Source organism: Herbaspirillum sp. meg3 (assembly GCF_002257565.1).
Taxonomy (GTDB): domain Bacteria; phylum Pseudomonadota; class Gammaproteobacteria; order Burkholderiales; family Burkholderiaceae_D; genus Herbaspirillum.
This window is the reverse complement of the sequence record NZ_CP022736.1, coordinates 3,418,788-3,436,350: the sequence shown is the minus strand read 5'-3', so window position 1 is coordinate 3,436,350 and position 17,563 is coordinate 3,418,788. Positions and strand designations below refer to the sequence as shown.

The following is a 17,563-nucleotide window of genomic DNA, read 5'->3' as shown; positions in this document are numbered from 1 at the left end:
AAAGTGTAAGGGACGAAACAAGCCTGACAAACAGCTGTCAGTTGGTCGATCAAAAAGTAAGAGATTACTTATTCGCCGAATAGAATTTAATAAAAATACTGGTTTTAAGTGAGTGAATTCTTTCTCTGAACATATCCTGAATTTCTTTCGTCATTCACCGAAAAACGAAGACTGAAATTAAGAGGATTCTCATTTACGCCAGATAACGCGACAGTCAGAATGGCTTCTTGTAATGAGCTATGTAATGCGCTGCGACAAGCGCCATCACGTTGGAGCGACTATGAGAACTATTGCGGATCTTTCTATCTTGATCGTCGAAGACGAACCCCTTCAGCGTGCCTTCATCGCCGCAAAAATAAAAGAACTTGGTGCCATCGATGTTCGGGATGCGACGGATGGTCTTGATGCAATGGTCATGCTGAGGGCGCGTGCAGCCGATTTGCTATTGTGCGACATCGGCATGCCCAACATGGACGGTTCTCAATTTGTGCTGGCACAAACGGCATTGCCAATGCGCAGCAGCAGGGATCTACCCATGCTGATCTGGATGAGTGTACATGATGGTGATCTGTTGGAGTCGCATTTGCAGATGGCGCGATCGGCAGGTTTTCCTTTTGTCGATACGCTCGCAAAGCCGGTGAACTCGGTAGCTTTGAGCGCTGCAGTCGATGGCGCTCTGGTCGTATTGAATGCGCGCAGTGCGGTGCCGCAAAAGACGTCAAAATCGACGCGGTTTTTCTTTGAGGATGCCATCAACGAAGACGATATTTTGCGGGCAATCTGCGATACCAGCGAATTCGAGGTGTGGTATCAGCCACATATTTCCCTGAAAACGAAAATGGTTACCGGCGCCGATGCACTGGTGCGTTGGAGTCATCCCAAATTCAGCGGCTTGTCGCCGGGCCAGTTCATGGCGCTGATCGAGAAGCAGGGACTCGGATTGATGTTGTTTTATCGCACATTCAATCATGTACTGAAGACGCAGCAAAAGTTGGCAAAACTCGGCTGCAGCATGCCTATCTGCGTAAAGGCTTCCGCAACGACATTGGAGGCGCCGGAGATCGCCGACTATCTCTACGAACGCATTCAGCGGCATGAAATAGCTCCCTCGCTTATCGTCGTCGGCATGTCAGAGGAAGAGCCGCCGCAACAGGCTTTGCAGCTGGCGGCTTCGATCAATCGCTTGCGTCTGCGTGGATTGGGCCTGTCCATCGATGATTTTGGTTCGGGGATTTCGACTATGAAGCTGTTGTCGCAGATGCCTTTCACCGAGATTCGCATAGACGGTCATTTCGTCCGTCAATTTCTGCGTCAGGCGCAGTGCCGCGTGATGGTCGAATCGATCATCGATATTGCCAGGCGACTCAAGCTCAAAGTCACGGCTGAAGGCATCGAGAACGCGCGGCAGATGGAGGTGCTTGCCGCGATGGGCTGCCTGTATGGGCAAGGCCCGATCGCCAAACCGATGCAACAGGACGAATTCCTGAGCAGTGTTGGTGCTGCGCATCTATTTAACAACGGCCTCGTAGATGCGTGAACTTGCTATTGCATTTTTGCTATTTTTGATACACTCGACCGTGATTCGTTTGGTCGTGGGCCCGAATTTTGTCGTGATGGGATCCAGGCGAAGCAAGCCATCAATGCCGGTGCTTATCGGTTTTGCTGCGTAAATGGGTGCTCGTGAAAGGACGTCATGATGGCATGGGCAGGAACAAATGCAATTCGCATCGCGCTACTGGATGATCATGCTGTCGTCAGGCATGGACTTGCAGCGCGACTGAAAGAAGAGTCTGACTTTGAGGTGGTTGGTGCTTACGCGACCAGCAAAGACATGATGTCCGCACTGCGCGCTACCCCGGCGGACATTTTGTTGATCGACTATTCACTGAGCGTCAACGACATTGACGGACTGAATCTGATTCGCGCCTTGAAGGTGCGTTTTCCCGGCAGCAAAATCATTGTCTCATCTTCCCATTACAATCCTGCTACGGTCGCTCTGGCCATGAGGGCGGGCGCACGTGGTTTTGTCGGCAAAGAGCAGGAGTTGTCCGAGCTGATTGCTGCGGTGCGTTCAGTGTCCGTTGGCAGGGTGCACCTCAATCCACTGATGGCGGCGGAGATTTCCTCCATGCTGTCCAGCAATAATGCGCAGGAAGATGATTTATCTGGAGCAGGCGACTCTCTCACTGATCACACCGAATTATCTCCTCGGGAACGAGAGGTCTTGCGCTGTTGCCTTGACGGGATGAGCGTAACGCAGATCGCTGAAAAATTCGCGCGCAGCGTCAAGACCATCAGTGGTCAAAAGCAGGCTGCGTTTCGCAAACTCGGTGTGCGCAACGACAACGAATTGTTCAAGATACAGCATCAACTTCAGGATTTATAAGGCGCATCACATGACCACCATTTCGTCGACTCCACAACCATTGATTCTCGTCGTGGATGATTCCGCCACCAGCCGCGTCGTCATCGAAAAACAACTGAAGAAGTTGGGATGCAGTGTGGCGACGGCGAATGACGGCGCCTCTGGTTTGGAGGCAATCTCAAAGATCGAGTTTGACCTCGTTTTGCTCGATTGTCAGATGCCCGATATGAGTGGTTACGACGTCGCAATGCAGGTGCGCAAGCGCGAGCGGGAAGAGGAGAGTGCGCATACGCCGATCATCGCCATCTCGGCGGAAACCGATGCAGCTCATATGCAAATGTGTATGGATAGTGGCATGGATGGTGTGTTGAGTAAGCCTCTTCCGGTTGATGAACTGAAAAAGATATTGTCGCTCTGGTGTGACGTGGAAGTTGTTGCTCCCCCTGCGACGACATCAAATGACGCAAAGGGTATTGATCTGCAATCGTTGTTTCGTTCGACTTCGCAGGAAGACTTCAACACCATGCAAACCTTGCTCGCACAAGCCGACTTCATGGGTATCGGGCGCATGGCGCATCGTATGAAAGGTGCTGCACTGACGATGGGTGCATCACAAATCGTTGAGACGCTTGTGCGCATCGAAGCGATCGCCGTGCGTAAGACAGCGCCGGTTTCCGAACTGAACGCCGAACTGGCTATCTTGAATCAGCAACTGCACGCTATCTGAACTGAGCTGAACTGAGTGCCTGCCCATGGGCGTGCAGATGCACAGCAAAGCTCGATAAGGCGTTCAGGCATTCGGCAACAAATCCCTGCGCAAACTGCAGCTTTTTTTGGACGGCCATCTGGCCGCGCTGCTCTTCTCTTTCATTAATTCCCTCGTCAGTCCGAAAGAACAATCGCTAGTGCCGCAGCCTTGTTCAGGCGCCTGCCCACGGTAATCCCGCCTTGCACCAGCCTTCTATGGTCTTGCGATGTCCTGCGCTGTCCTTATTGCCTTCAAAGCCTTCCAGAATGTCGTAGCACTGGGTGTAGCCATTTTCGGTCGCAAGTTTGGCGGCATGACGCGAGCGCACGCCCGAGCGGCATAGAAAGAGCAGTACGCAGTCTTTGTCTGCAACGGCGGCAAGTTGCTCCAGGAACTGTGGATTCGGCGTGCCTTCCGGATACAGGTTCCATTGCACCGCCAGATGCTGCTCGGCCGGTAGTGTCACCTGGCCGATCCAATCGCGTTCGGCCTTGGTGCGGACATCCACCAGTTTGACTGCGTTGTTGCCTTGAAGTAATGACCAGGCCTCTTGTGGCGTCACTGCTCCCGCGTAAGGGAACTGGCCGCTTTGGGCGCGTTGTTTGGCAGAAGAAAAAATGTCGTTGCTGGAGGTCATGTTGCTTCCTGTTAAAAATAAGAAAAATTCCCAAAAGTTGCTAAATGGAACTTGAATCGCAATTAATCGCACCAAAACTGTGCGATACATGAAAAATGTTTTTAATTGGTGCATTAAATTAAATATGCACCATAATGATTCAATCAAAAGTCATCCATGCACTGCTCGGAAACGCCTGTCCGTCGATAACTCCCTAAAATATGCCATAAGCATCAACACAAGGCAGTTGATGGCATGGAATCTGCTATCATTCCCGCCTGAGTTCTGGCGCACTATCTGTTGTATTTGCTGCACACATCAAGTCGCACGTAGTCGGCTCATCACCCAAATTGTACAAATTTATACTACTTCCTCGTTTTAGGAGATTCGCATGGCAAGGACGGCCGCAGAGGTTTTGAAGTTGGTGAAAGACAATGAAGTCAAGTTTGTTGATTTCCGTTTTGCCGACACCCGGGGTAAAGAGCAGCACGTAACGGTTCCTGTTTCCCATTTCGACATCGACAAGTTTGAATCCGGTCATGCATTCGACGGTTCGTCGATCGCCGGCTGGAAGGGTATCGAAGCGTCGGACATGTTGCTGATCCCTGATCCAAATACTGCCAATATCGACCCGTTCATGGAAGAAACCACATTGTTCATGCAATGTGACGTGATCGAGCCATCCGACGGCAAGGGTTACGACCGTGACCCACGTTCCATCGCCAAGCGCGCTGAAGCGTACCTGAAGTCCTCGGGCCTGGGCGACACAGCCTACTTCGGTCCTGAGCCAGAATTCTTCATTTTCGACGGCGTACGTTGGGGTGCGGACATGTCCGGTTCTTTCGTCAAGATCGAATCCGAAGAAGCATCGTGGAGCTCCGGCGCCAAGCTCGAAGGCGGCAACACCGGCCATCGTCCAGTCGTCAAGGGCGGCTACTTCCCAGTGCCACCAGTCGACAGCTTCCAGGACATGCGTTCGGAAATGTCCCTGATCCTCGAATCCCTGGGCATTCCAGTTGAAGTGCACCACCACGAAGTGGCCGGCGCAGGTCAAAACGAACTGGGCACCAAGTTCTCGACACTGGTTGAGCGCGCTGACTGGACACAAACACTGAAGTATGTGATCTGGAACGTTGCTCACACCTACGGCAAGACAGCGACCTTCATGCCTAAGCCACTGGTTGGCGACAACGGCTCCGGTATGCACGTTCACCAATCGGTCTGGAAAGACGGCAAGAACCTGTTCGCAGGCGACGGCTATGCTGGCCTGTCCGAATTCGCGCTGTTCTACATCGGCGGTATCATCAAGCACGCCAAGGCGCTGAACGCCATCACCAACCCAGGCACCAACTCGTACAAGCGTCTGGTTCCAGGCTTCGAAGCACCGGTCAAGCTGGCTTACTCGGCACGTAACCGTTCCGCATCGATCCGTATTCCACACGTTGCGAATCCTAAGGGCCGTCGTATCGAAACACGTTTCCCAGACCCACTGGCGAACCCATACCTGTGCTTCTCGGCTCTGCTGATGGCAGGTCTGGACGGCGTGCAAAACAAGATCCATCCAGGCGAAGCAGCTTCGAAGGATCTGTACCATCTGCCACCAGAAGAAGACAAGCTGATTCCAACAGTATGCGCATCGCTGGAAGAAGCGCTGGACGCACTGAACAAGGATCGCGAGTTCCTGACACGTGGCGGCGTCTTCACTGACAGCATGATCGATGCCTACCTGGACCTGAAGGGCCAGGAAGTGCAACGCTATCGCATGACGACACACCCAATCGAATTCGACATGTACTACTCGCTGTAATCGTCGATTTTGTATTGATAAAAAAGGGAAGCTTGCTTCCCTTTTTTTATGGCTTATCGAGACTGTGAGTGTGTTGTCATACACTAATCGGCATTTCGATAAGTGGACGTTGGAAAATGAAGTTTCTCGCAGTGGGCGCACTATTGTGCTTAGCTTGCCTGGGTGACGTACAGGCGCAAAATGACGTTTATGTCTGCACCGATGAAAACGGTGCAAAAGAATACAAGAATACCGGGACGACCAAGGGGTGCCGCAAAGTCGAATTGCCAGGTTTGCCTGCCGCAGTATTGCAGCCAAAGCGGGCGATGCAGGGCGGAACGGCAGTTGCATCAGGTGCAGGCACGACAGCCGCGATAGTCGCCAGTTTTCCCAAGGTCGATCCCAATACGCAGAAGTCGCGCGACAGCGACCGTAAGCTGCTATTGCAAGATGAATTGAATACGGAAGAAAAGAAGCTGGCGGGGTTAAGGGCGGAGTTCAACAACGGCGAGCCGGAACGTCGAGGCGACGAGCGCAACTACGCCAAATATCAGGAGCGTGTCGCCGGGATGAGGGACGACATGGCACGATCGGAACGCAATATTGCGGCGCTCAAACGGGAGCTTGCGAACGTACGTTAACTAGCGCGTTCGTCATTGCGTGAGTCAGAAATGCAGCGTCGTCGCAGGCTTGCCCAAATCTTGCTTAGCTGAAGGGAAGCTGACAATCACGCCCTGTGTATAGCTGGTTCGATTGTTGGTTGCTGTCACAGGCATTTCACAAGCATTTCATAAGCTTTAACCGGAACGCATGAAAACAACGCTACCTTCACTGGATGGTCTTGATCTGCTGGCTTCAGCAGTCATCATTCTCGACGCAAACGGCGGCATCGTCTATGCCAACGCCGCTGCCGAAAATCTGTTGGAGAGCTCCTTCAAGGTGCTTTCTCAACAAAAGCTGAGTGAGCTTTTTCTCAATGGAAAAGAACTCGCCACGCTGTTCTATCAGGCTGTCGCCCATCAGTTTGCCGACAAGCGGCTGGACCTCGTTTTGGAGCGCATGGGACGCGAGCCTTTGCAAGTCCACACCATCGTCACCGCACTCGATAGCGCCGCCACGCCGGTCTTGTTGGAACTGCGGGAAAACGTCCAGCAACTCAAGCTGGATCGGGAAGAGCGTCTGCTTGATCAGAGTCAGGCCAACAAAGAACTCATCCGCAACCTCGCGCACGAGATCAAGAATCCGCTCGGCGGCATTCGCGGCGCAGCGCAGTTGCTGGAGCTGGAATTGCCCGAGCGCCATCTGAAAGAGCTGCGCGAATATACCCAGGTCATCATCAAGGAAGCCGATCGTCTGCAGACGTTGGTGGACAGGTTGCTGGCGCCGCATCGCCGGCCGCATATCGTCGGCGACGTCAACATCCACGAAGTCTGCGAACGTGTGCGCAGCCTCATCCTTGCCGAGTTCCCGAATGGTCTGACCATTCGCCGCGACTATGACTTGTCGATTCCCGAATTTCGCGGCGACAAGGAACAGTTGATCCAGGCCTTGCTCAACATTGTTCATAACGCCGCGCAGGCACTTGCCGATCGCATTCGTGCGGGTGACGCCGAGCTGGTTTTGGCAACGCGAGTTGCGCGTCAAGTGACGCTGGCCAAGGTCCGTTACCGGCTGGCACTAGACTTGCATATCATCGACAATGGCCCCGGTATCTCACCAGACATCCAGGACCGTATTTTTTACCCGCTGGTTTCTGGGCGGGAAGGAGGTAGCGGTTTGGGACTGACGTTGGCGCAAACATTCGTGCAGCAACATATGGGCGTTATCGAATGTGAAAGCCGGCCGGGATATACGGATTTCAGAATTTTGATCCCGCTTCCCTGATCACGGTTTTTAAATGATCGGGAAGGTGGGGACTGAAGCAAATGCAACACCGGCATATGCCTTTGATGCTGTCTATTACACGCTACCAAAGCAGGAAAAGATAAGACTATGAAACCGATCTGGATTGTTGACGACGACGAATCGATACGCTGGGTATTGGAAAAAGCCCTCGCGCGAGAAAATCTCGCCACACAAAGTTTTTCCAGCGCGCGTGATGCGATGCAAGCATTGCAGACCGGCACGCCGCAAGTATTGGTTTCCGATATCCGCATGCCTGGCGCATCCGGTCTGGAACTGCTCCAGACCATCAAAGCCAAGCATCCCGGCATTCCGGTCATCATCATCACCGCTTTCTCGGATCTCGACTCGGCAGTGTCGGCGTTCCAGGGCGGCGCTTTCGAATATCTGGCCAAGCCTTTCGACGTCGACAAAGCCGTTGAACTGATTCGTCGCGCGCTGGAAGAAAGCCTGCGTGAAACCGACGTGGAGCAATCCTCCGCCAACGCACCGGAAATTCTCGGCCAGGCGCCGGCGATGCAAGACGTCTTCCGCGCCATCGGCCGCCTGTCGCAATCGAACGTGACAGTGCTGATTACCGGTGAATCCGGTTCCGGTAAAGAACTAGTCGCACGCGCCTTGCACAAGCACAGCCCGCGCGCTGCACAGCCTTTCGTCGCACTCAACACGGCGGCGATTCCGAAGGACTTGCTGGAGTCGGAACTGTTCGGCCATGAGCGCGGCGCCTTCACCGGTGCACAAGCTATGCGCCGTGGCCGTTTTGAGCAGGCCGAAGGCGGTACGCTGTTCCTCGATGAAATCGGTGACATGCCGCTCGATCTGCAAACGCGTTTACTGCGCGTGCTGTCGGATGGACATTTCTATCGTGTCGGCGGCCATCAATCCTTGAAGGCCAATGTCCGCGTCATCGCGGCGACCCACCAGAATCTGGAGCATCGCGTACGCGAAGGTCTGTTCCGCGAAGACTTGTATCACCGCCTCAACGTGATCCGTTTGCGCTTGCCGAGTCTGCGCGAGCGTCGCGAAGATGTACCGATCCTGGCGCGGCACTTCCTCACGCAAAGCGCACGTCAGCTCGGTGTCGAAGCCAAGCGCCTGTCGCCGCAAGCGATGCAGTTTTTGTCGCAGCTTGAATTGCCGGGCAACGTACGCCAGTTGGAAAACCTGTGCAACTGGATCACCGTCATGGCGCCGGGGCAGACAGTTGAAGTCAAGGACTTGCCGCAGGATCTGATCGAAGAACGCAGCAGCAACTTCCAGCCGGTATCGTCACAGGCGGCACCATCGCCCGCTCCTGCGATGGAGTCACATGGTGGCGCGGCAGCGGCGAATGTCGATGGTGACTTCGGTGGCGCTGATCGCAACTGGATCAGCCTGCTGGAAACCGAAGCCGCGCAAATGCTGGCGGAAGAACGCCCGGAAGTCATGGACATTCTCGGTCGCCAGTTTGAAGCTGCCCTGATCAAGATCGCGCTCAAGCATACTCACGGCCGCAAAAACGATGCAGCTGTGCGCTTGGGTATCGGCCGCAATACGATCACGCGCAAGATTCAGGAGCTCGGTATTGGTGGCGCTGAAGACGACTGATAGTCAAGCAAAAGTACAAGCACAAGTTAAGGGAAGTGGGAGAGCGGTAGCAGTAGAGGGGTAGGGAAGCAAACATCGCCACGGATATGCCTCGCAAAGAATGCAACCGAACGATGAACAACAAAATGAAAAGGGCCGGGTTCGCTAACGAATCCGGCCCTTTTTTTATATCCAACTTTACGTGCGTCCGACCTGAGCCGGACGGTGTACCAAAGATCAGCGCAGTTTCAACACATAACGTGCCGATGCCGAAGCGATGAAGCTCAACGCAGCACCGAAGATCACGAAATAACTGACCGACAGCTTGTTGCCGGTTGTCTGAATCAGCCAGGTAATGATCAGCCCGGCAAAACCGCCAAACAGCATCACAGCGATGTTATAGCTCAGCGACATGCCTGTGCCGCGTGTCTGCACCGGGAAGATATCCGACAGCAATGCCGGCATCGACGCAAAGTACATCGTCATCAGAATGCCGATCACGATTTGCAGCAACAGCAGGTTGATGAAGCTCGGCGAACCGGTCAGGAAAACGAACATCGGATAGGTCAGTACAACGAAAGCCAGGCTGCTGGCAATCATGAACGGCGTACGGCCATGTTTGTCCGACAGTTCACCCACGAGTGGCGACGCCAGCATCATGATCAGACCCGACACCAATGTTGCCGCATACGACGACCATGCCGGCATGCCGAGTTGCTTGATGGCGTAGGTCGGCATGTACAGCGACAGATAGACCGACACGGTTGCCATGATCACGCTGCCGGTACCGATCAGCAGGCGCATCTTTTGCGTGGCGAAGGTGTCGCGCAGCGGTGTCTCGGTGCGTTCTGCTTGTGCGAACTCCGGCGACTCATCCAGGTGGCGACGGATGTAGAAACCGGCAGGGCCGATCAGCAGGCCGAACAGGAAAGGCAAACGCCAGCCCCAGGAGTACAACTGCTCCGGTGTCAGCCAACCATTCAGACCGGCGCCGAAAGCGGCTGCCATCAACAGGCTCAGGCCCTGGCTGGCAACCTGCCAGCTGGAGAAAAAGCCGCGGCGATGCGGTGCGTGTTCCACCAGAAATGCCGTCGAGCTGCCGAATTCGCCGCCCGCCGAGAAGCCCTGGATCAGACGCGCCAGAACGATACCTGCCGGCGCCCACAGACCGATGCTGGAGTAGGTTGGCATGAACGCGATCATCGCGGTGCCGATGGTCATCAGCACGATCGACAACGACAATGCCGCCTTGCGTCCGACGCGATCGGAATACGCGCCGAGGATAACCGCACCGAGCGGACGCATGAAGAACGACACGCCAAACGTCGCAAAGGTCACCAACAGCGAGACCGTTTCATTGTCGGTCGGGAAAAACAGCTTGGCGATGACCACGGCAAACGCGCCGTAGATCAGGACGTCGAACCATTCCAACGCATTGCCGATCGAAGACGAGATAACTGCTCGCCAGGTTTGTGGATGAAGCTTGACTGACGCATCATTGCCGGTTGCTGCAGAACTCTTATTATTCATGCGTTCTCCCGTTGGTGAGATTGTTGAGGGGTGCCGTTTTAGTCGAGGATTGTTTGCCAGGATTCCGATGAGCGAAATGCTTAAAACAATATGCGCAATATCCTCGATATGCCGATGTCTATAGGCAACCGAGCGAGAATACGTGCAGGGGAGAGAGGCTGTCAATCACGCATTGAGATCGTCAGGTGATGCGATTCTTATTCTGCGGGAATAAGCGCGATTGCTCCCGCCGTTGATTCACCTGTGGATCAATGACGGCTCTCAGATGACCGGTGATGCGATGAGTGATGCGCACCCGGCATACAAAACCGGGTTAAGTTTTTTCACCCAGTTTGCGCCATAAGGTTGTACGGCTGATGCCCAGATATTTTGCGGCTGCGGCACGATTGCCGTTGAAGCGTGCGAGCACCTCTTGTAAAGACTCTTCCGCTCCCGCTGGGCCGATCTGTTTCGTCGTCGGTAATGCTGCAGTGCGGATAGCCGACGTATCTGCACTCGCGATTTCCGGTGCGACGCGAGCGATCAGATTCGGTGTCAATGCCTGCAAGGGTTCCGCCGCCAGGAACAGTGCCAGCCGCTCCATCATATTGCGCAACTCGCGCACATTTCCGGGCCAGTCATGACGAGCCAGCAGCGGAGCGCAACGCAAGATCTCAGCGTGCAGATTGGCGTGTGGACGTATGTCCATCGCCGCCAGCGCATTCTTCAGGCACCATTCCGCCAATGGCGCCAGATCGTCGGGACGTTCGCGCAGCGGCGGCAAGGTCATGCGCAACACACTCAGGCGATAGAACAAGTCTGCGCGAAAGCGTCCTTCCTTGACGCGACTGTCGAGGTCGCAATGCGTCGCACTGATGATGCGAACATTGACGGGGATCGGTCGCGTGCCGCCGACGCGCACGACTTCACGTTCTTCCAGTACACGCAGCAAGCGCGTTTGCAAAGGCAAGGGCATCTCGCCGATTTCATCGAGAAAGAGGGTGCCGCGATGCGCCGCTTCGAACAAACCGGCGCGACCGCCGCGGCGCGATCCGGTGAACGCGCCTTCTTCATAGCCGAACAGTTCCGACTCCAGCAACGACTCTGCCAGCGCGCCACAGTTGACTGCGACGAAAGGATGATGTGCTTGCACCTTGCCCTGCATTTGCGGATGCGCGCGGTGAATTGCTTGCGCCGCCAATTCTTTACCGGTGCCGGTTTCGCCCTGGATCAATACGGTGGCAGGAGATTTGGCAAACAGCGTGATCGACTGGCGCACCGATTCCATCGCCGCGGAATCGCCGCGCAGATCGTTAAGGTGATGCCGTGCGCGCAAGGTGTCTGCTACGGGCAGGATGCGTCCGCGTGTCGACTCCAGCTGCGTCAAACGCGCCAGTTCCAGCGCATCGTCGAAAGCCTGGCGAATGCTGGCGGCGGAGTAGACGAAGATGCCCGCCAGTCCCGCCTCCTGCGCCAGACCGGTGATCAGGCCGGCGCCGACGATGGCCTTGATGCCGGCAGCTTTCAGTTCGTTGATTTGCGAGCGCGCATCTTCTTCGGTGGCATAGGTGCGCTGTACGATGTTCAGTCCAAAGGTACTCTGGAAGTCGACCAGCGAGGGCATGGTTTCCTGATACGTGATCATGCCGATGTCGGGAGAAATCTTGCGCGCCTTTGCCAACGCCTGCATGACGTCAAAGCCGCTGGCCTTGGCGATGATGACCGGCACTGACAAGCGGCTCTTGAGATAAGCGCCGTTGGATCCTGCTGCGATCACGGCATCACAGTGCTCTGTGGCGAGGCGTTCGCGAATATGGCGTACCGCATCTTCGAAGCCGAGAGGGATCGGCTCGATGTCAGCTTGATCATCGAACTCCAATGTGATGTCGCGGAACAATTCGACCAGCCGCGACACGGAGACTGTCCAGATGACGGGTTTGTCGCTTTGATCCCGATGCTGAGGGCGAGGGTGTTTCATGTGTTTGTTTCATATGCATGTTTCAGTGTTTCAAATGTAACACGAAATGAAACGTTTCAAGATTGGTTAGTACTTCATTGTCAGAGCGATAACTGATTTGTAAGTGGTTGATTTTGCATATTCTTATGGGCTTTCTCCTATGAGATCAGGAGCACGTTTTAAATGTGACAGGCGGTGGCATGGCGATTGCAATGAAGGGCGCAGTAGCTACGGATGAAACACTTGAAGTGTCGAAACACCGCAGCGCATGCAAACACAACCGAGGTGAACACATGGCCATCCAATCCTCCGGCGCCGCATTCCGCAAAGCCGTTCAAGAAGAATCCCCACTGCAAGTCATCGGCGCCATCAACGCCAACCACGCCTTGCTCGCCAAACGCGCCGGCTTCAAGGCCATCTATCTGTCGGGTGGCGGCGTTGCTGCCGGCTCGCTGGGTTTGCCTGATCTGGGGATCTCCAATCTCGACGATGTACTGACTGACGTGCGCCGCATCACTGACGTGTGCGATTTGCCGCTGCTGGTTGATGTTGATACCGGCTTCGGTTCTTCCGCATTCAATGTGGCGCGCACCGTCAAGTCGATGATCAAGTTCGGCGCTGCCGCTATCCACATCGAAGATCAGGTCGGCGCCAAGCGCTGCGGTCATCGTCCCGGCAAGGAAATCGTCAGCAAGCAGGAAATGGTTGATCGTATCAAGGCCGCCGTTGATGCGCGCACCGACGACAACTTCGTCATCATGGCGCGTACCGATGCGCTCGCAGTGGAAGGTCTGGATGCAGCTATCGAGCGTGCTGTTGCCTGCGTTGAGGCTGGTGCCGACATGATTTTCCCGGAAGCGATTACCGATCTGCCGATGTACAAGCAATTCGCTGCGGCAGTCAAAGTACCTATTCTCGCCAATATCACAGAGTTCGGTTCGACACCGCTGTTCACCGTGGACGAGCTCAAGAGCGCCGACGTCGGGATCGTGCTGTATCCACTGTCAGCCTTCCGTGCGATGAACAAGGCGGCAGAAAACGTCTATACCGCGATTCGCCGCGACGGCACGCAAAAGAATGTGGTCGACACCATGCAGACGCGCATGGAACTGTATGACCGCATCGGCTACCACGCTTTCGAACAAAAACTGGATGCCTTGTTCGCGCAGCAAAAGAACAAGTAAGAACAAATAGCAATCCAACCCCATACAACCCTTCAGGAGGATTTGATGAGCGAACAAAAAGACGCACCGGCACCAGGCTTCAAACCAAAAAAATCCGTCGCCCTGTCCGGCGTCACCGCAGGCAATACGGCACTGTGCACCGTCGGCAAGACCGGCAACGATTTGCACTACCGCGGCTACGACATCCTCGACGTCGCCGACAGCTGCGAGTTTGAAGAAATCGCTCACTTGCTGGTGCACGGCAAGCTGCCGACCGCGGCGGAACTGAAAGCCTACAAGGCCAAGCTGAAAGCATTGCGCGGCCTGCCGGCCAACGTCAAGGCGGCGCTGGAATGGCTGCCGGCGGCATCGCATCCGATGGACGTGATGCGCACCGGCGTGTCCGCACTGGGCTGTGTACTGCCCGAGAAAGACGATCACAACACGCCAGGCGCACGCGACATCGCCGACCGCCTGATGGCCTCGCTGGGTTCGATGCTGCTGTACTGGTATCACTACAGCCAGAACGGCAAACGCATCGAAGTGGAAACCGACGATGAATCCATCGGTGGTCACTTCCTGCACTTGCTGCACGGTGAAAAGCCGTCCGAGCTGTGGGAAAAGGCGATGCATACTTCGCTGATCCTGTACGCCGAACACGAATTCAACGCCTCCACCTTCGCCAGCCGCGTCATCGCCGGTACCGGCTCCGACATGTACTCGGCTATCACCGGCGGCATCGGCGCGCTGCGCGGCCCCAAGCACGGCGGCGCCAATGAAGTCGCGTTTGAAATTCAGAAGCGCTACGACAATCCCGACGAAGCCGAAGCAGACATCAAGCGCCGCGTCGAGAACAAGGAAGTCGTGATCGGCTTCGGCCATCCGGTCTATACGATTTCGGATCCACGTAACAAGGTCATCAAGGAAGTCGCACGCAAGCTGTCCAAGGATGCCGGTTCGGTCAAGATGTTCGACATCGCCGAGCGCCTCGAAACCGTCATGTGGGACATCAAGAAAATGTTCCCTAACCTTGACTGGTTCTCCGCCGTGTCGTACCACATGATGGGCGTACCGACCGCGATGTTCACGCCGCTGTTCGTGATTGCGCGTACTTCGGGCTGGGCGGCGCACATCATCGAACAACGCATCGACAACAAGATCATTCGTCCATCGGCCAACTACGTCGGTCCGGAAGATCTGAAGTTTGTGCCGATCAGCAAGCGCAAGTAGTCGTTGTAAAGAAAATCTGCAACATCCACAGCCTGCTGCGCCGATATAAAACGGCGCGCAGGTTGTCACTCTTACCTAAAGTTTTTCTCGGGACCGAGCCATGAATACCGCAAACCGTAAACCTTTACCTGGCACCAAGCTGGATTATTTCGACGCCCGTGCCGCGGTTGAATCGATCAAGCCAGGTGCCTGGAACTCGCTACCCTATACCTCGCGCGTGCACGCAGAAAATCTGGTGCGCCGCTGCGATCCGACCATCCTCGTCGATTGCCTGAAGCAGATCATCGAATGCAAGCGCGAACTCGACTTCCCGTGGTTTCCCGCGCGCGTGGTATGCCATGACATTCTCGGCCAGACCGCGCTGGTCGATCTCGCTGGTCTGCGCGACGCGATTGCTGATCAGGGTGGTGACCCGGCCAAGGTGAACCCGGTGGTGCCGGTGCAACTGATCGTCGATCACTCACTGGCAGTGGAATGCGGCGGTTTCGACCCGCAAGCGTTTGAAAAGAATCGCGCCATCGAAGATCGCCGCAACGAAGACCGCTTCCATTTCATCAACTGGACCAAGAAGGCGTTTGAAAACATCAACGTCATTCAGCCCGGCAACGGCATCATGCACCAGATCAATCTGGAGAAAATGTCGCCGGTCATTCATAACGACAACGGCCTGGCCTATCCGGATACTTGCGTCGGCACCGACAGCCACACGCCGCACGTCGACGCGTTGGGCGTGATCGCTGTCGGCGTTGGCGGTCTGGAAGCAGAGAACGTCATGCTCGGCCGCGCATCGTGGATGCGTCTGCCGGAAATCATCGGCGTTGAACTCTCCGGCAAACCGCAGCCCGGTATCACGGCAACTGACGTCGTGCTGTCGCTGACCGAATTCCTGCGCAAGGAAAAAGTAGTCGGCGCTTATCTGGAATTCCGCGGCGATGGCGCTTCTGCCTTGACGCTCGGCGATCGTGCCACGATCTCCAACATGGCGCCGGAATATGGCGCGACTGCGGCGATGTTTTTCATCGATCAGCAAACCATCGACTACCTCAAGCTTACCGGTCGTGAAGACGAGCAGGTCAAGCTGGTGGAAATCTATGCCAAGGAAGCCGGCCTGTGGGCCGACAGCCTGGCGTCTGCGCAGTACGAGCGCACGCTGAAATTCGATCTGTCGACCGTGGTTCGCACGCTGGCCGGTCCGTCCAATCCGCATCGCCGCCTGCCGGTGTCGGCACTGGCTGAACGCGGCATTGCCGTCGATCTCGACAAGGCGCAAGCGCAGGAAGCCGAAGGCCTGATGCCCGATGGCGCTGTCATCATCGCCGCCATTACCAGCTGCACCAACACTAGCAATCCGCGCAACGTGATTGCCGCCGGTCTGCTGGCGCGCAATGCCAACAAGCTCGGCCTGACCCGTAAGCCATGGGTGAAGTCTTCGCTGGCGCCCGGATCCAAGACGGTGGAGCTTTACCTCGATGAGGCAGGTCTGGGCACCGAGCTGCAAAAGCTGGGGTTCGGCATCGTCGCGTTTGCCTGCACCACCTGCAACGGCATGTCGGGTGCGCTGGATCCCGTCATCCAGAAAGAAATCGTCGACCGTGACCTGTACACAACGGCTGTGCTGTCCGGCAACCGCAACTTTGACGGTCGTATCCATCCTTACGCCAAGCAAGCCTTCCTGGCGTCGCCGCCACTGGTGGTGGCCTACGCGATCGCCGGCACCATTCGCTTCGATATCGAAAAAGATGTGCTGGCTGTGGTCGACGGCAAGGAAGTCCGCCTCAAGGATATCTGGCCGACGGATGAAGAGATCGACGCTGTGGTCAAGTCCTCGGTCAAGCCACAGCAGTTCCGCAACGTCTATACGCCGATGTTTGCCGTGCAGGCCGACAATGGCGAGAAGGTCAGCCCGCTGTACGACTGGCGTGCAATGAGCACCTACATCCGCCGTCCACCGTATTGGGAAGGCGCGTTGGCAGGCGAACGCACCATGACCGGCATGCGCGCGCTGGCAGTGCTGCCGGACAACATCACGACTGACCACTTGTCGCCGTCCAATGCGATCCTGGCCGATTCCGCAGCCGGCGAATATCTGACCAAAATGGGCTTGCCGGAAGAAGACTTCAACTCTTACGCCACCCATCGCGGCGACCATTTGACGGCATTGCGCGCCACCTTCGCCAACCCGCAGCTGGTCAACGAAATGGCCGTCGTCAATGGCGAAGTCAAGAAGGGCTCGCTGGCCCGCGTTGAACCGGAAGGGCAGGTTATGCGCATGTGGGAAGCCATCGAAACCTACATGAATCGCAAGCAGCCGCTGATCATCGTCGCCGGTGCCGACTACGGCCAGGGGTCGTCGCGTGACTGGGCCGCCAAGGGCGTGCGCCTGGCAGGCGTTGAAGTGATCGCAGCCGAAGGCTTCGAACGCATCCACCGCACCAATCTGATCGGCATGGGCGTGTTGCCGCTGGAGTTCAAACCAGGCGTGACGCGCAAGACGCTGGATATCGACGGTACTGAAACTTTCGATGTGATCGGCAAGCGCACACCACGCGCTGATCTGACATTGGTCATCACGCGTAAGAACGGTGAGCGCGTCGAAGTGCCGATGACATGCCGTCTCGATACTGCGGAAGAAGTGTCGATCTATGAAGCAGGCGGTGTGCTGCAACGTTTCGCGCAGGATTTTCTGGCGTCGACGGTCAAGGCCGCTTAGGGCAGCTCAAG

The 17,563-nt window shown here is 55.8% G+C and carries 13 protein-coding genes; 10 read left to right on the top strand and 3 right to left on the bottom strand.

Annotated elements, in window-relative coordinates:
* The first annotated feature begins 280 nt into the window (after positions 1-280).
* From hmeg3_RS15495 to hmeg3_RS15485, 3 genes are all read left to right on the top strand, one after another.
* Positions 281-1,537 carry an EAL domain-containing protein gene (locus hmeg3_RS15495; protein WP_094564519.1) on the top strand — a complete coding sequence of 419 codons (1,257 nt, stop codon included), beginning with the start codon at positions 281-283 and terminating at the stop codon, positions 1,535-1,537.
* 159 nt (positions 1,538-1,696) lie between these two features.
* Positions 1,697-2,386: a response regulator transcription factor gene (locus tag hmeg3_RS15490; RefSeq protein WP_094566387.1), complete on the top strand. Its 690-nt coding sequence runs from the start codon at positions 1,697-1,699 to the stop codon at positions 2,384-2,386.
* 10 nt (positions 2,387-2,396) lie between these two features.
* The gene (locus hmeg3_RS15485) at positions 2,397-3,092 is read left to right on the top strand and encodes a response regulator (protein WP_094564518.1); all 696 of its coding nucleotides are present in this window, start codon (positions 2,397-2,399) and stop codon (positions 3,090-3,092) included.
* A 193-nt stretch (positions 3,093-3,285) separates the two neighbouring features.
* Here hmeg3_RS15485 and hmeg3_RS15475 read toward each other — a convergent pair whose 3' ends face one another.
* Entirely contained in the window at positions 3,286-3,750 is a 465-nt protein-coding gene (locus tag hmeg3_RS15475; RefSeq protein ID WP_094564516.1) for a rhodanese-like domain-containing protein, read from the bottom strand.
* Positions 3,751-4,120: 370 nt separating this feature from the next.
* On the opposite strand from hmeg3_RS15475, the gene glnA reads away from it, so the two are divergent.
* From glnA to ntrC, 4 genes are all read left to right on the top strand, one after another.
* The gene (gene glnA / locus hmeg3_RS15470) at positions 4,121-5,536 is read left to right on the top strand and encodes a type I glutamate--ammonia ligase (protein ID WP_007880082.1); all 1,416 of its coding nucleotides are present in this window, start codon (positions 4,121-4,123) and stop codon (positions 5,534-5,536) included.
* Positions 5,537-5,652: 116 nt separating this feature from the next.
* Complete coding sequence (locus hmeg3_RS15465) at positions 5,653-6,156, top strand: DUF4124 domain-containing protein (protein ID WP_094564515.1); 504 nt, start codon at positions 5,653-5,655, stop codon at positions 6,154-6,156.
* A 169-nt stretch (positions 6,157-6,325) separates the two neighbouring features.
* Entirely contained in the window at positions 6,326-7,399 is a 1,074-nt protein-coding gene (glnL, locus tag hmeg3_RS15460; RefSeq protein ID WP_094564514.1) for a nitrogen regulation protein NR(II), read from the top strand.
* Positions 7,400-7,507: 108 nt separating this feature from the next.
* Positions 7,508-9,004 carry a nitrogen regulation protein NR(I) gene (gene ntrC, locus hmeg3_RS15455; protein WP_094564513.1) on the top strand — a complete coding sequence of 499 codons (1,497 nt, stop codon included), beginning with the start codon at positions 7,508-7,510 and terminating at the stop codon, positions 9,002-9,004.
* Positions 9,005-9,220: 216 nt separating this feature from the next.
* On the opposite strand, the gene hmeg3_RS15450 is transcribed toward ntrC, so the two are convergent.
* A complete protein-coding gene (locus hmeg3_RS15450) occupies positions 9,221-10,513 on the bottom strand; it encodes an MFS transporter (protein WP_094564512.1) in 1,293 nt (430 codons plus the stop codon).
* 313 nt (positions 10,514-10,826) lie between these two features.
* The gene (gene prpR / locus hmeg3_RS15445; RefSeq protein ID WP_094564511.1) at positions 10,827-12,470 is read right to left on the bottom strand and encodes a propionate catabolism operon regulatory protein PrpR; all 1,644 of its coding nucleotides are present in this window, start codon (positions 12,468-12,470) and stop codon (positions 10,827-10,829) included.
* Positions 12,471-12,742: 272 nt separating this feature from the next.
* On the opposite strand from prpR, the gene prpB reads away from it, so the two are divergent.
* The 3 genes from prpB (at position 12,743) to acnD (ending at position 17,552) form a co-directional block, all read left to right on the top strand.
* Entirely contained in the window at positions 12,743-13,633 is an 891-nt protein-coding gene (gene prpB, locus hmeg3_RS15440; RefSeq protein ID WP_094566386.1) for a methylisocitrate lyase, read from the top strand.
* A 45-nt stretch (positions 13,634-13,678) separates the two neighbouring features.
* Positions 13,679-14,842 carry a 2-methylcitrate synthase gene (gene prpC / locus hmeg3_RS15435; RefSeq protein WP_094564510.1) on the top strand — a complete coding sequence of 388 codons (1,164 nt, stop codon included), beginning with the start codon at positions 13,679-13,681 and terminating at the stop codon, positions 14,840-14,842.
* Between the two features lie 100 nt (positions 14,843-14,942).
* Complete coding sequence (gene acnD, locus hmeg3_RS15430; protein WP_094564509.1) at positions 14,943-17,552, top strand: Fe/S-dependent 2-methylisocitrate dehydratase AcnD; 2,610 nt, start codon at positions 14,943-14,945, stop codon at positions 17,550-17,552.
* Positions 17,553-17,563 lie beyond the last annotated feature (11 nt).

Bases quoted from the DNA above. Each gene is read 5' to 3' on its own strand.
- hmeg3_RS15485 (WP_094564518.1), top strand. From the start codon at position 2,397: ATGACCACCATTTCGTCGACTCCACAACCATTGATTCTCGTCGTGGAT.
- ntrC (WP_094564513.1), top strand. From the start codon at position 7,508: ATGAAACCGATCTGGATTGTTGACGACGACGAATCGATACGCTGGGTA.
- hmeg3_RS15475 (WP_094564516.1), bottom strand. From the start codon at position 3,750: ATGACCTCCAGCAACGACATTTTTTCTTCTGCCAAACAACGCGCCCAA.
- hmeg3_RS15450 (WP_094564512.1), bottom strand. From the start codon at position 10,513: ATGAATAATAAGAGTTCTGCAGCAACCGGCAATGATGCGTCAGTCAAG.
- glnA (WP_007880082.1), top strand. From the start codon at position 4,121: ATGGCAAGGACGGCCGCAGAGGTTTTGAAGTTGGTGAAAGACAATGAA.
- prpB (WP_094566386.1), top strand. From the start codon at position 12,743: ATGGCCATCCAATCCTCCGGCGCCGCATTCCGCAAAGCCGTTCAAGAA.
- glnL (WP_094564514.1), top strand. From the start codon at position 6,326: ATGAAAACAACGCTACCTTCACTGGATGGTCTTGATCTGCTGGCTTCA.
- prpR (WP_094564511.1), bottom strand. From the start codon at position 12,470: ATGAAACACCCTCGCCCTCAGCATCGGGATCAAAGCGACAAACCCGTC.
- hmeg3_RS15465 (WP_094564515.1), top strand. From the start codon at position 5,653: ATGAAGTTTCTCGCAGTGGGCGCACTATTGTGCTTAGCTTGCCTGGGT.
- prpC (WP_094564510.1), top strand. From the start codon at position 13,679: ATGAGCGAACAAAAAGACGCACCGGCACCAGGCTTCAAACCAAAAAAA.
- acnD (WP_094564509.1), top strand. From the start codon at position 14,943: ATGAATACCGCAAACCGTAAACCTTTACCTGGCACCAAGCTGGATTAT.
- hmeg3_RS15495 (WP_094564519.1), top strand. From the start codon at position 281: ATGAGAACTATTGCGGATCTTTCTATCTTGATCGTCGAAGACGAACCC.
- hmeg3_RS15490 (WP_094566387.1), top strand. From the start codon at position 1,697: ATGGCATGGGCAGGAACAAATGCAATTCGCATCGCGCTACTGGATGAT.